14 protein-coding genes and 1 pseudogene are annotated in these 13,611 nt (G+C 58.5%); 10 read left to right on the top strand and 5 right to left on the bottom strand.

Annotation, left to right across the window (positions count from 1 at the left end):
* Positions 1–273 precede the first annotated feature (273 nt).
* Entirely contained in the window at positions 274–1,428 is a 1,155-nt protein-coding gene (locus ACKWRH_RS33425; RefSeq protein ID WP_445216989.1) for an AI-2E family transporter, read from the bottom strand.
* Positions 1,429–2,380: 952 nt separating this feature from the next.
* Between ACKWRH_RS33425 and ACKWRH_RS33420 the strand changes: the two genes are divergently transcribed.
* The 7 genes from ACKWRH_RS33420 (at position 2,381) to ACKWRH_RS33390 (ending at position 6,907) form a co-directional block, all read left to right on the top strand.
* A complete protein-coding gene (locus ACKWRH_RS33420) occupies positions 2,381–2,566 on the top strand; it encodes a hypothetical protein (RefSeq protein WP_445216988.1) in 186 nt (61 codons plus the stop codon).
* A 514-nt stretch (positions 2,567–3,080) separates the two neighbouring features.
* Entirely contained in the window at positions 3,081–3,401 is a 321-nt protein-coding gene (locus ACKWRH_RS33415) for a hypothetical protein (protein WP_445216987.1), read from the top strand.
* A 37-nt stretch (positions 3,402–3,438) separates the two neighbouring features.
* Complete coding sequence (locus tag ACKWRH_RS33410) at positions 3,439–4,059, top strand: hypothetical protein (RefSeq protein WP_445216986.1); 621 nt, start codon at positions 3,439–3,441, stop codon at positions 4,057–4,059.
* 70 nt (positions 4,060–4,129) lie between these two features.
* A complete protein-coding gene (locus ACKWRH_RS33405; RefSeq protein WP_445216985.1) occupies positions 4,130–4,579 on the top strand; it encodes a YidB family protein in 450 nt (149 codons plus the stop codon).
* A gap of 23 nt (positions 4,580–4,602) precedes the next feature.
* Positions 4,603–4,866 (top strand): GlsB/YeaQ/YmgE family stress response membrane protein, encoded by a 264-nt coding sequence (locus ACKWRH_RS33400; RefSeq protein WP_445216984.1) that lies wholly within the window; start codon positions 4,603–4,605, stop codon positions 4,864–4,866.
* A gap of 90 nt (positions 4,867–4,956) precedes the next feature.
* Positions 4,957–5,628, top strand: coding sequence for a serine hydroxymethyltransferase (gene glyA, locus ACKWRH_RS33395; RefSeq protein WP_445216983.1), 672 nt, complete (start codon positions 4,957–4,959; stop codon positions 5,626–5,628).
* Between the two features lie 1,045 nt (positions 5,629–6,673).
* Positions 6,674–6,907: a hypothetical protein gene (locus ACKWRH_RS33390; protein WP_445216982.1), complete on the top strand. Its 234-nt coding sequence runs from the start codon at positions 6,674–6,676 to the stop codon at positions 6,905–6,907.
* Between the two features lie 1,216 nt (positions 6,908–8,123).
* Here the strand turns inward: ACKWRH_RS33390 and ACKWRH_RS33385 are convergent.
* Both ACKWRH_RS33385 and ACKWRH_RS33380 read right to left on the bottom strand, forming a co-directional pair.
* A complete protein-coding gene (locus ACKWRH_RS33385) occupies positions 8,124–8,870 on the bottom strand; it encodes a C13 family peptidase (protein WP_445216981.1) in 747 nt (248 codons plus the stop codon).
* Positions 8,871–8,899: 29 nt separating this feature from the next.
* Positions 8,900–9,163: pseudogene (locus tag ACKWRH_RS33380) on the bottom strand (hypothetical protein); the annotation flags it as partial.
* Between the two features lie 262 nt (positions 9,164–9,425).
* On the opposite strand from ACKWRH_RS33380, the gene ACKWRH_RS33375 reads away from it, so the two are divergent.
* The 3 genes from ACKWRH_RS33375 to ACKWRH_RS33365 all read left to right on the top strand — a co-directional run bounded on the left by ACKWRH_RS33375 (position 9,426) and on the right by ACKWRH_RS33365 (position 12,151).
* Positions 9,426–10,374 (top strand): IS630 family transposase gene (locus tag ACKWRH_RS33375; RefSeq protein WP_445215585.1). Its coding sequence is split into 2 segments (ribosomal slippage): positions 9,426–9,761 and positions 9,763–10,374, totalling 948 coding nucleotides; the frame shifts between segments, so codons are not numbered across the junction.
* Between the two features lie 301 nt (positions 10,375–10,675).
* Positions 10,676–10,942 carry a hypothetical protein gene (locus ACKWRH_RS33370; protein WP_445216980.1) on the top strand — a complete coding sequence of 89 codons (267 nt, stop codon included), beginning with the start codon at positions 10,676–10,678 and terminating at the stop codon, positions 10,940–10,942.
* A gap of 30 nt (positions 10,943–10,972) precedes the next feature.
* Positions 10,973–12,151: a hypothetical protein gene (locus ACKWRH_RS33365; protein ID WP_445216979.1), complete on the top strand. Its 1,179-nt coding sequence runs from the start codon at positions 10,973–10,975 to the stop codon at positions 12,149–12,151.
* 307 nt (positions 12,152–12,458) lie between these two features.
* Here ACKWRH_RS33365 and ACKWRH_RS33360 read toward each other — a convergent pair whose 3' ends face one another.
* The gene (locus tag ACKWRH_RS33360; RefSeq protein ID WP_445216978.1) at positions 12,459–12,707 is read right to left on the bottom strand and encodes a hypothetical protein; all 249 of its coding nucleotides are present in this window, start codon (positions 12,705–12,707) and stop codon (positions 12,459–12,461) included.
* An 11-nt stretch (positions 12,708–12,718) separates the two neighbouring features.
* A complete protein-coding gene (locus ACKWRH_RS33355) occupies positions 12,719–12,931 on the bottom strand; it encodes a hypothetical protein (RefSeq protein WP_445222515.1) in 213 nt (70 codons plus the stop codon).
* Positions 12,932–13,611: the final 680 nt, after the last annotated feature.

The following is a 13,611-nucleotide window of genomic DNA, read 5'->3' as shown; positions in this document are numbered from 1 at the left end:
ATGGCACGCTCTCTCGACGACAAATTGGTAAAGATCGTTGGATCTGATTGGCAAACGCCCGGACAAATCCAGGCGGCGGTGAAGCCCATGAGATAGCGAATGTGCTGGATCGGCTTTGGAGAGCCGGACGCATCGAACGGCAGACGCAGGCAATAGGTATCGGTACGAAACGCAAAGGCGGAGGCTGTAGCCTGTGCCGTATCAGATACCGCTCAAAATAGCGCTCGGCTGTGAGCCTTACGCGAATGCGTTACGACCGGCGCGTCGGCGCTGTCAGTCAGACAGGCCTTGCTCTTCAGGCCGAAATATCCACTCTCGCCAGACCGTCAATAGTACGGCCATGATGACGGGTCCTAGAAACAAACCGAGTAGGCCAAAGGCAGCCAGCCCACCAAAAATTCCGACGAATGCAAAGAGGAAAGGGAGCCGCGCCGCTCCCCCGACCAAAGTTGGCCACACAAAGTGATCCCCAGCAAGCATGACAGCAGCGCCCCAAACGAAGACGCCTGCGGCCGCGATCCCGCTGCCACCGCCGGACAAAAGAGTCGCGGCGGCGGCCGTGAACACTGCCCAAGCGCCGAACGGAAGCATCGCAAAGGCGGTCGTTATGATGGTAAACATCACGGCATTTGGTACGCCTGCAGCAAGGTATCCGACGCCGATCAACAGGCCCTCGCCGATGGCGACGATCACGGTACCGTTCACCGTCCCTCGGATCGAATCCACGATCTTCTGCACCACACCCTCGCCGGGGTGCCCCAGAATACGATCACACGTTTCAACGGTGCGATTGGCGACAGAGCGGCCATTGCTGAGCAGCACAAACAAGGCAAATAGAGAGAAGAAGAGCATTAACAGGCGACGCATTAACTGACCGCCGAATGTGTTGAATAGACCAGACGCATCATCCGCATTTATGGTCTTGAGCCAGGCAGTCGCGGCTTTTGGATCCGACAGATTATCGCGCCACCATTGCTGCACGATTTCTGCTGCGACCGGTAGGCGAGCGATCCAGTCGGGCACTTCTATTCCACTCTCTCTGGCCTTCTTCAGCCAGTTCGTGATGTCACCGCTTTGCTCGGCCACCTGGTAGATAGCGAGTGCCATAGGCGTAAACAGGATAAGCGCGACGATAACCGTGAAGGCGACGGCTGCAAGCGTTGTTGGGCCCGAGGTTAGCCGTGCAGCGAACTTGATGTAGAGGGGCCATAAGGTGACAGCGAGAATGGTCGCCCAGATCAAAGGTGGCAAGAACTCTCCGGCGGTCCATAACGCGAGCGCTACGATCGCCACCGCAAACACCACTCGGGCATTCATGCGTGCGCCCGAACCGAGAGGGAGTGGCTTTTGCTCCGCCACTTCGCGATCAGTCGCCGTCGGTGTGCCGGGCTTGGCTATCCTTTTGCTGACCGCGTTCGGGCGACCCACTTGGTACCTCGCTTGGCGGGCTCGTCCTTGCCGATTTTACCAGGGCCGGAAATCTAATGCGCAAGAATGCACCGCTCGCCGGAAAACTCGCGAGACTTGATCCAGGTTCCTCGCGTTTTCCTTGCACTGACGTCAGCAACCCTTGCAGTTAAGCATCCTTCTGAAAGGGTTGGCGCTGGTCCCGACAAACCGAGGCTACGTGTGGCGGGCCGCGTCTGGCAATCGACAATCAATTGGAACGCGCGCCCTTCCTCCTCGATTGAAGGAACAAGGAAGCGCCGTGACCCAAGCCGATGCTGAACGATTTAAGAGCAACGCCGACGAATGTCGTCGGTCGGCGGCGGGGGCGATACCGTGAGGATGATCGGCAAGCGTGGTTGCGCCTCGCCAATGAGTGGCACGCTTTCTGAACATGCGCGTACCGCCGTGGAATCTTTAATGCGTATGAGAAGTGATTTCGTCCAGGAATGAAAAATGCCATTCACAATCGGCAAGCCATCGCCCAACCGCATGAAGCCTTGGTCGTCCGAGGACGAGGCTAAACTGCAAGACATGCGATCTGCCGGTTCGCCTTGGCCGGTCGTTGCCAAGACCCTAGGGCGGACGCAAGCCTCCTGCGAAAGCCGCTTTGCAATGCTGAGAAAGCGGCTGGTCGTTCCGGTCAAGAACTAACTGATCTGGTCAGGCGCCTCAGTTTGCGAGAAGTGCAGCCGCATCGGTGATTTTGTACCAGATGGCGGCGGATGGAGAACATCCCGCGCTCACCAACCCGACTTCGGTCAACCGCCCGACGAGGTTGTGATCGAACAGCGGAGGACTGGCCCTAGGCTCGACAGCTAATCTCGATAAGAAGTCGCGCTCCAAGCCGGTAAGAACCATTCTCACAAGGTCTCGAATGGGGAGAGGCCCCCCAAGGTTTCCCTTGAGGCCTCTTGTTCGTCTAGCGGTTACCTTGCTGCTGACTGCCCTGGCCCGGCTTGTCCTGTCCGGGGTTCTGTGTCTGCTGACCCGGCTTCTGGTTTGGGTTCTGGCCCTGCTGGCCACCCTTATCGCCCTGTTGATTTTGCTGGCCGCCTTGGTTCTGATTGTTTTGGCTCATGATCGGAAGTCCCTTGTTTTAGGCCGCCGTCATCAGTGACGGGAGTTGTCCAACCGACGAAGGCAAAGCGACGTTCCTGACGGCAACGCAGCAAAAGTCGTGGCGCCCGCAATCGCTGTGTGCACTTTGGTGCTCGCGTAAGTTGCGGGCGTTTGACGCTATCGTTCCCAAAGAACGAACCTACTAGCATGAGCGATAATGCTGATGCAGCGCTGATGACCGCCAAGCGGAAGTGCGATGGCCAACTTCTGTTGGCCAGGCCGCGGCGCGTCGCGTCCTTAAACGCCCAAAAAGCGCTCGGCGAACGCGATTCGGGTGGTTGAAGGACGACTCGCCGGATCGAAATAATCACATTGGAAGTGTGCGTCCCGTGGTTTCGACGTCTTCCCTCCGTCAAATGAGCACCTGAGATTTTTTCGGCTGTCGATGCGGGGCATTAGCTGAATCGAGGATCCGGCCGGTCCCGTCGTGGCTATTCGTTCGATCCGAAACGGGAAAAATAGGAACATCGTCGCAACGAGCATGTTGTGCCCGGCCACTATTGGAGGACGACATGAATAAGAAATTTCTCTTGTTGCTGACGGCTGCTTCCCTTCTGGCTGGTCCGTCGTTTGCGCAGAATCCGCCGGCGACGGATCGGCCCAACAACAACGCGGTCAACAGCTCCGGACAGAACAATTCCGACAAGCCGGTCTCAGGTGCCAACAGCTTCACCGAGGGTCAGGCCAAATCGAAGATCGAAGAAGCTGGCTACACCAACGTGACTTCCTTGAAGAAGGACGACAATGGCGTGTGGCGCGGGAAGGCGAGCAAGGGCGGTAGCGCCACCGATGTCAGCCTGGACTTCCAAGGCAACGTGAACGCAGCCAAGTGAGCGATCGCTCAACACCGATAACCGAGAAGGATTCGATATGACCGTTACGATTTCACGTCTCTACGACAACTATTCCGACGCGCAGCGCGCGGTGACCGGCCTGGAGGCGGCGGGCGTGCCGCATTCGGATCTGAGCATCGTCGCCAACAACTCGGACAATTGGTACAACACCGACAAGAGGGTCGATCGTGACCGCGACGGGGTCGACGATCGTGCCGAAGGTGCGGCTACGGGAGCAGGAGTAGGCGCGGGTCTCGGCGGCGCCGCCGGTCTGCTCGCGGGCCTTGGCCTATTGGCGATCCCCGGCCTGGGGCCGGTTGTCGCAGCCGGATGGCTTGCGTCGACCGCTTTGGGCGCGACAGCTGGCGCAGCCACAGGCGGGGTCGTCGGGGCCTTGACGCAGGCCGGTGTCTCCGACGAGGAAGCACCGCTCTACGCTGAGGGCGTGAGGCGCGGCGGCACGCTGGTTTCGGCCCGCGTCCCGGATGCGGATCGGGCGCGATACGAAGCGATCCTGAACCAGTCCGCCGTCAATCTGCGCGACCGTAGCGCGGCTTGGCAGAAGGCTGGCTGGAAGAGTTACGATCCTGCCGCCCAGCCTTATGGCGCAGAAGAGGTTCGGAGAGAGCGTCAACTCTACGGCACCGGAGCGCGGTGAGTTCCCGGGCGGTCCGCCCGGCGGACCGCCTTTTCTCGAGATAATCAGTGATCTAATTCAGGAGCCGACAATGAGCCGCGGAATGCCATCGATGACTGCGTTGCTGGGTCTGCTCGCGATTGCCGGCTACCAAAATCGTGACAAACTGGCGGACTTGTTCCGCAACGCTACATCCGGTCAGCCGACGGGGGACGGAAAGGATTCCCTGAGCAGTATGCTCGGCAATCTAGGCGGTCTGGTAGGCGGCGGCGGTGTGGGCTCGCTGCTTAACGGCGGGATCGGAGAACTGCTCGAACACTTCAAGCAGAATGGTCAGGCCGATACGGCTCAATCCTGGATCAATCAAGGTCCGAACAGGGAAGTGACACCACCCGAACTTCAGCAAGCAATCGGTCCGGATGTTCTCCAAAAATTGGAGCAACAGACCGGCCTGTCGCAGCGAGAAATCCTCGACCGGTTGTCACGGGAGCTGCCTGCAGCCGTTGACAAATACACGCCGGACGGACGCCTTCCAGCCTAACATTCGCACCATTTGGATCAGTCATGAGCATCATTTGGACGATCATCATCGGCTTCGTCGCGGGCGTCATCGCGAAATTTATCATGCCCGGAGACAACGAGCCGTCGGGATTCATCCTGACAACCGTCCTTGGCATCGTTGGAGCCTTTGTAGCCACATATTTGGGACAAGCCCTCGCCTGGTATCGGCCGGGAGAAGGAGCCGGTCTTATCGGAGCCGTCGTCGGCGCCGTCATCGTGCTCTTTGTGTACGGACTGGTAACTGGTCGAAGCCGTCGAACCATCTGAGCGGTGAGTTGCTCAGGTTCAGACCTTTGAACGGCTTGATGCGTCGCCGCGTCCTTCAAGAGCATCGCCGATGAAGTGGGTGCACTTACCATGGCCGACGTGAGCCATTACGGCGGCTTGATTGCCGGCAACGTTCTGCGCAATCCGCTCGATGCGGGTTTCGACATCATCACGACGACGTCGCACAAGACACTTCGCGGGCCGCGCGGCGGAATCATTCTTTGTCGTCGGGAGTTTGCGGGCAAGATCGACGCGTCGGTGTTCCCCGGACTGCAAGGCGGTCCGCACATGAATGTCGTGGCCGCGACCGCCGTAACGCTGAAGAAAGCAACGACATCCGACTATCAGGCCTACGCACGGCTGGTCATACGCAATGCGAAGATTCTAGCCGAAGCGTTGATGGAACGCGGGATGAAGTTGATTACAGACGGAACCGACAATCACATGATGGTCGTGGATACGGTGACGAGTGCTGGGTTAGACGGCGGCGCGGCCGAAGACATTCTCGACGCCGTCGGAATAACTGCAAACAAGCAGATCATTCCCGATGATCCGCGTCCGCCGCTCAAACCAAGCGGCGTTCGCCTCGGTACGCCGGCAGCGACCACGCGTGGCATGGGTGAGCCCGAAATGCGGCTTATCGCCGAACTCATTGCGGACTCTCTCAGGTCGAAGGGAGATGCAGCAGTAGTAAGGCGACTCAGAGCGAAGAGCGTTGAAATGTGCCGCGCTTTCCCTGTCCCAGGGATAGCGCCGTCATAGGTCGCCGGGCCGCCTTCTTGTTCCGCTTCTGGCCCATCAGCGAAGTCGCCGAGCGCTTCGTTGAGGTCCGCTCAGTACGGCAATGCGGACCAGATTTGGTCCGGTTGAGTTCTTCGCATTATGACCCCGAACCGGACATAGCCCGTCATCATCTTGTGCCGTCGCTTACAGTCATGTCCTAAGGAAAGAACACGATTGTCGCGTCGTCGGTGGTCTGCCCGACCTCTCTGAGGTCATGCTGAGGTGCCTGAGTCAGCGTCCCGAGCATGAAGAGCGAAAGATCGTCCGTGGAAGCGTCACGCTTTTCTTTGGATGGCATCGGCGATGCGTCTTCTGCATCTTGGTTCGGCGGAGCGCCGCGATCGCTCAGGAATGCTCCGCCAACAGCCCCAGGGCCACAGCAATGTTCCAACCGCCCGGACGTCTTTCTTCGTAAGAGCTTGGCATAAGATGTGCCTAGAATATCGAGATGAGATTTTGCGCGTTATCCTCTTGCGGCTGGAAAGCCGCCGCCAAGCAGGCGGCGTTTTACTTCTCAGCTTGGCGGGTTGAGGGAATCTTCGAAGCGCTCCAACCGCTCGGCATCCGCGTCCAAGTCCTCGGCTAAAGCCTTCAGAGTCTGGCAGTCTTGATTGCTGCTGACAGATTGAGAGAGCCGTTCCGCTCTACGGGCCTGTTCTCTGAGGTACTCGGTTTGCTTGCTCATAAGGGGCAAGAAACTTGGAATAGGGGCGTTCTAAATCAGAACAACTATTCCTAGCGATTGACTCGTTACCCCCTATTTGTTCTCATTGAGCTCCGTAACTCATTGAAAAACAGATGCCCACACTCTTATATCTCCGCTCTGAGATCGAGCGCATGCGCGCGCAAATAGGCCGGCAGCGCAAGGAAATCCTTCAGCTCCAGCGTGCCGGGTAGGGACCGCCTCGGCGGAAGCTCTGCTAAGCCGGATGCAGGCCAAGGTCGATGGCCTCTGTTTGCAGCGGGACGAGATGAAGAAAGCGCAGCCGCAGGAAACCAGTACGCGCGTTCTAGGAGGGCGGAAGTGGTAGTTGAACGACCGAAGTATTTCTCCGACATTCAGGATGCTCCCGAATTCCTGAAGTCACTCGACCAGACGCGGAGGCTGTCGACCCGTGAAGGTTGGTGCAGGGCGCACATCGAGGCCATCCAGGTCGCGATTGACCAGTATGCGGAAGCCGCTTTCGGCAACCGGGAGTTCTTCCTCAACAAGCCGCACAGCATCGGCCCGAGTCGAAGCAGGAGCGACATTCCCTAGCCCCGTTCTCTTTTATCACATCAGGTTCACGCGCTGTTCGAGAACCGTTCTTAAAAATACAACCTGCAAAGGCGCTCGCGGTTGTAGGAGACGCTGGGATGTATTCACGGATGGAACGCGTCTCCGGCCTCCGAAGTTAGAAACTCGTTGAGTAAGGTAGGTAGACTGCCCGCCGCGGGCCCCGACACCGGCGGCGGGTATTTTTGTGAGTAGCGTAAGTGGCAAGGCGTAACCTCTATGCCTGTGAGCAGACGAAAGGACGCTTGACGCGATGATGGACAGCCAGCAACCGGCGTTGTTGCCTCCGCATGAAGTTCTCTAGATCAGGGCGATATTTACGCTATGGATTAAATGCGTTTAGCGCATGTTTCAGTTGAATGAGGTCGACAAGCTGCTCATACATCTTGATCGCGATGTGGTTCATCTCGCCGACGTATAGAGGTATTTGGGATTGCCGTTGCTGTCGAACCAGTTGCGGTGTTGATGCGAGGGGGAACCATCTGCTGAGCTGATCTCTCTGGCATATCCGCGACGGTTGCAGCCTTCGACCTGGTCCAGGGCGATCACTAATAGCTCGACCATTCGGCGATGCGTTCGCTCTTCTCCCATCGCACAACAGTCTGTCGGGCAGTATGGGCTCAATACTGCGCCTCGAGGGTCGGAAGCCCAACAGAAAGCTAACGATGAAATCCGCCACCGTTGCAGGGCAGAGTTCGACGCCGCTCTGTGTTCGTCGCTTACCAGAAGTGGTTAGATCAATCCGCAGAGGCTTCCGGTCTTTATGACGGTTGAGGCAACGGACCGACGACGAAGTGAACACCCCCGCTACATAGGCGCTGATGCCAGACTAGTTGTTGAACGAGGATGATGTGAATAGCTCGTTGCCATTGAAGAGTTCGGCGTTGGCTGGTGAAGAGAAAGTGAGGCTTGCGCACTCTGGTGTGGCAGCCGCAAACGTTGGCGGATCACCGCTCCTCCAAAGAGGCATGCGCGAGTAGCTACGGTGACAAGCTGCAAACAATTGGCCCAAACGTGAGCAACCGCCGACAGAAGGTAACACTTTAAGATCGGCGGCACGCGTCGTGCGGCGGGGAGTTCATTTGCCCGGCGCACTCGCGAATTTGATAAAGCGAACTTGTTCCACGAAACCGTGATGGGATGTGCATTGCGGGTGCACGCCTGCGAGGAATCGCCTCAGGGCTTCGCGGCCGGTTGTTCAAGGGCCTCCGACGAGCAACGGCAGCACGTCTGCGCCGCCTGCCATGAGGGGATTCGACGGCTCGAAGTGTTCCCGCAATTCTCGCTTCCGGACGAGTGAGCGCGCATCCAGAAACGCATCCTTCACACTAACGGCTTTCCGGAGCGCGATGTTGAAAAATGCGTCGCCGAAATAGGTCCACTTGGCCTTGTCCTGACAGCCGAACGACGGATGGTTGGCATCGGCCGCGGTGATGACCAGCACATCGGGATTCGCCAGGCGCGGGATAAAGACCCCGGAATAACAAGCCGAGATGACAACCACCTTGTGTCGCACACCTGTCTTCGCGAGCATGTTGCTGAGACGAGATGGCGTGAGCGTCTCTGTGTGCCGCCCCGCCTTGATTGCGAGGCCGTCTGGAGAGCCATGCGAGGTGAGAATCAAAAAGAGAACGTCTTTCTCAGCATCCAGGCGGTTGGCTGCCGCCTGCAACGACCTGGTCAGCGCTTCGATCGTTGCATTTCCGCCCTTCTTGGAATTGTACTCCACATTGATCGATCCAGTCCGAAAACGGCCAGCTACGACCTGAGCTGCACCGGTCGCCTCGGATCTAAACACGCCTTGATCCCCGAACAGGCCAAAGGACACCACGCCAACCTTTCCAGCGTCCTCAACAGCATGTACCGACGAAACTAACGGCCAGATGGTCAGAAAAAAAGCGACGAGCGGCGCACCGAGCCAACTGATCGAGGACCTGGAGGTCATAGCGAACCTCGTTTCGAAATCGCCGCGCGTGTGCGAGCCTTTGGTTCCGGGGGCGCGCCCACGTCTCCCATCTCGCTGTAATAAGCGCTGTAGACCTCGCGAACGGCTAGGGCCGTGGACTCGGTCTCGCTCATTGTCTCGAGCCGAGTTCGATAGTTAGTCAGAAAGCTTTGGGCGCTGGACGGCAGGTCATCGAAACCACCGAGCTTGGCCATCATGAGCCAGGTGGCAAAATCCGCCTCAGCCTTCGTGCGCGCTTTCTTGGCGATACTAGCTTTGGAGCTAGAGGACATGGTGGTCCGATTGGTTTGAACCCGGCCGCGAAGCTGTTCATTGACACCATCCGCGCGGCGGGAAAGGCAATTGGCAATCCAGTCACAGTAATGACGGCGCGGGAGAGTTCAAACGCGAATCTTACCAACTAGTCGGCTCCTGGCCCAGGTTGAAGCGGACTGAGCAGGCTAGAGCCTTTCATTGCTTAATGGAATCGGAGGGGATTCCGGTTTTTGGCGGATTGTGATTCAAGATGCTGACTGGATTGGAGGCCAGCATCGCATGACCCGACCTCTTTCCCTGGATCTTCGCGAGCGTGTGGTGGCGTCGGTTTTGGCGGGCGAGAGCTGCCGGTCTGTGGCGGAACGGTTTGGTGTTGCGGTCTCGTCGGTTGTGAAGTGGTCACAGCGGCAGCGGGCGACCGGCTCGGTTGTGCCTGGCAAGATGGGCGGTCACCGCAAGCCTGTGCTTGATCCGCACCGCGCCTTCATCGTCGAGCGGATCACTCAGACGCCGCACCTGACGCTGCATGGTCTGAAGGCGGAACTGGCAACCCGTGGGGTCAAGGTCTCACACAACGCGGTCTGGCTGTTCCTGCGTCGGGAAGGGCTGCGGTTCAAAAAAAACACTGTTCGCCCTCGAACAGGCTCGCGCCGACGTCTCTCGTAGGCGCCAGCGTTGGCGATCCTGGCAGGCCGGACTTGATCCGGGCCGGCTCGTCTTCATCGATGAGACCTGGATCAAGACCAACATGGCCCCTTTGCGGGGCTGGGGCCCCAAAGGGGCACGCCTGCGCGGCTTCGCCCCACACGGTCACTGGCGTACCCTCACATTCCTCGGCGCGCTCCGTCATGACCAACTCACGGCACCCTGCGTCTTCGACGGCCCGATCAACGGCGAATGCTTCCGCGCTTATGTGAAGCACCTTCTCCTGCCAACCCTGCGCGAAGGCGACATCGTCATTCTCGACAATCTCGGAAGCCACAAGTCGAAAGCTGTCAGGCAGATGATCCAGGCTGCTGGCGCCAGGCTCTGGTACCTGCCGCCATACTCGCCCGACCTCAACCCGATCGAACAGGCCTTCTCCAAGATCAAACACTGGATGCGGCAAGCTCAGAAGCGCACCATCGAGGACACTTGGCGCCACATCGGTCACCTCGTCCACGACATCCAGCCTCGCGAATGCGCCAACTACTTCGCCAACGCCGGTTATGCTTCAGTCAAAATGTGAAACGCTCTAGCTAGGGTAGGGCTCACCTCCGCTGATGCCCCAACGGCAGTAGCTCTGCGACGCACACACGAACAGTAAGCGCGGAAAACAGCGCTGAAACGAGACGCTGGGCAAGGCGAGCGAAAAGCTTGCAGTTGACATTAAAGGGTTTGCGCAGACTGCGGGTAGACCCCTTGAGGAAGCCTCCAGGAAGTCTAGTGAGACGCTTGAAAAATTCAACACAGGTGTCGTCGAAACCCTGGAGGCGATTTCTGAGCGTCTTAGTCACGAGGGCGATGCCGTGGCGCGGAGCACGGCGAATATGACCAAAGCCATAGACGGGGTCACATCAAAGCTGGCAACCCTTCAGACTCCAGACCAGATCATCGAAATCAAGCCTTCTCCCGTGATGTCGGCTTTGACGAGAGCTATCAATTCATTCAACAAAAGCGCCGAGGTCCAGGCACAGACGATCGAGGCCAATCTTCAGCAAACGCAAGCCGTTGGCGCAGCCGTCGTGCGGCTCATGCAGGAAATCCGAACCGCAGAAGCTGCGCGGGCCGCTGACGAAGCGTTGCGGTCAAGGTAATCAAGGCCCTGGAGGAATTTGAGGATAGCTATGGCTATAGACGGCGAGATCATCCAAGAGCGCTCATCGTACCGGCAAGGTCTTGTGCTCGGGCTCACCATGGCTGAGATCATGCTGTTGCTGGTGTTCTGCCTGCTTATCGTCATGGCGACCTTTCTGAAACGCGAACAAGATAAGCGGGTAACCGCGGAACATAAGTTGCAGCAGCAAATCGCACAGAACCAGCGCGATCGAGATACGGTCGCGTCGCTCCGCGAGAACACGGCGGTTGCCGAGAAGCTCAAGAATCTCTCGGGCCTCTCTGATTCCAATGAAATCGACAAATACTGGCGGGAGCTAGTGGATAGCCAAACCGCAATGGCCGACCTTGAGAAGAGCGGCGTGTCGATTAAGGAGCTTCGGGAGCGAATCGCTGATCTCGACCGGCTGAAGGCAAATGGGCTTAACGTCGACAGAGCCATTAGGAATGCGGAAACCGTCGGCGCGATCAATCGTGCGATGTCCAAGCCCGGACAGCCGCAGGTCTCGACGTTGGCGATATTGGAAGCGATCGAGCGTGGAACGACTGCGTCTCCAGGGGCGGGCCCCAGCGGCCACCAATGGCCTCCGATTATTACGCTGAGCGATGCGGCGGGTTATTCATTCAAAAGTGGGAGCGCAGAACTCTCACAGAAACTGATGGACGCGCTTACTGGCAAAACGCCTGAGGAAATTCTCGCATATATCAAGAAGTACGACGTCGATGTTATCGAGGTTGTTGGCCATACTGACGAACAGCCGTTAGGCGTTCGGCCGACGAATTTAGATCGGGACCTGCCTTCAGTCCTCAAGGGCACTTCGAGCATATCGACGCTGGTTCCTGCCGATAACGCGGGTCTGGGGCTGGCCAGGGCCGCCTCTGTTGTGAGCGTGCTCAGGCAGAGTCAATTGTTGGCGCCATACAAGCTGTTGCCCCTATCCGGAGCTCAACTTGTCAATACCGACGAGACGCTTGCGATTGAGGGGGCACCACGCGATGATCCGCAGCGCCGCCGCATCGAGATCCGATTGCGGAAATCCGTGCCCCGCGAGATAGTCATTCCAATAGAACCGGCCACTGTAACGCCACCGCCTATGCCCAGGCCGAGACCGGTCCAAAAGCCACAGCCCCTATCGCTCACGCCTCCACCTAAACCAGTCCGGGCTCCCCTTTGGACGCCTGGGGACTAACATTTGGGCGTGCCTTGCGGGCCGGGCTTTAGGCTGCGCCCGGAGCCGCTATGCCGTCTCCGCCCATTCGGGTCACAATCCCTCACGCGAAGCGCTGATGACTTCTTGCCGGAGGCACTCGGTCAAGCATCTGCCTGCGGCACCGCTAACACTGATGCGCGCGCCGGGTGCATTACTCCTGGCTCCGCGTTGCTTCGCTGTCCAGAAACTCAAAGCCACCCTGTCCTGACCGCGTCAAGGCCAAGCCCGATGGGCGCTACACGGCCTTGACCCGCTCATGTCAGGGCGGAGAGGGCCTTCCATCGCGCTAAAGCGCACTCAGGTCGGTCGGGACCTCACCAAACTTCTTGATCAGCTTGGCATCGCTGAAGTCACCAGTGGCAGGGTTTCCCGTCCGCGAGAACGCGACAGCGCCGATATGCCCGGGCTTTCGCGACAGCGCTTCGGCCCGTACCACGGCTGCATTGGGATTGAAGCACTCGGTTGGCTCGCCAGGCGCCATGCCGTCATCGGCGGCGACAAAGGGCAACGCGACGTAATAGGTGACTTCTGACATCTCGTCCGTTCCTAGCCGTTGTAAGGATGAAATCTTCCGCGCGCGTAGGCGTGCGAAACCGACTTCATAAGCTCGGCAACTTCAGCTTCCAGGTATTCGTTGGCCAGGATCAAAGCCCTGATCGTGGCACGTGCATCGCCGCCGCAGGCCGCGAGTGCCTGATCGACGGATTCCTCAAGGGCGTCCGCGTCGCCTTGTGGAATAGGCGTGGGACTTTGAGGCATCGGCCGCTTTCCGCATTCAGAAGAACTGGTAAAATGTTCTCGCAGTTTGTCGACCGCGCGCGCTCCGCGCATGCGCTCGACATCGTCCTGCCTGAGCGGACGGGACTCAACAGCGAACAATCAGGGCGGCGAGAAGCGCCGTCCTGATTTTCATCCGTCAAGCTTGCATGCGCCTCCCGTCAACCATGAGGCGTTATGTAGCGGACAATGCCCTCATCTCGCGAGTCCAATCGATTGGTCGAGGGCGGCTACTTTGTCGAGCGATGGACAGCGCATCCTGATGGATCACCGGGAGGCCAGGCTTGTCCGGCAAATCAAGAGAACCGCGATCCAGCCAGCAAATTGGAGGAGTCCGTATCGAAGTTGGTGTCAGCATTGTCCAAAGGCTGATGGAGCATTCGAGCGAACTCTTTCGCTATTCGGAGGCTACGAGGCCGAGCTTCGGCAATGCCTATATATTTTTGCCTTGTGAAGCCTACCGGCGTTTGCGTCGCGCCCCAGTGGGCAGCGACTGGTCGTCTGCTTGTGTGGCCCTGAGCTGACCTCAACCGAGCGGAGCAACAGTCCGCTTTCAGGGTAGGAGCGGACCGAACTGGGAACGATCCCAACGTCCGATTGCGAAAGCATGCTTTGCTGCGAGTTTTCCCTCCCCCGGTGGTCCGCCAGAAATCATCGCTGAG

Source organism: Bradyrhizobium sp. Pa8 (genome assembly GCF_052588265.1).
The sequence above is the reverse complement of the archived record's forward strand: the minus strand, read 5'-3'. Positions and strand labels throughout refer to the sequence as shown.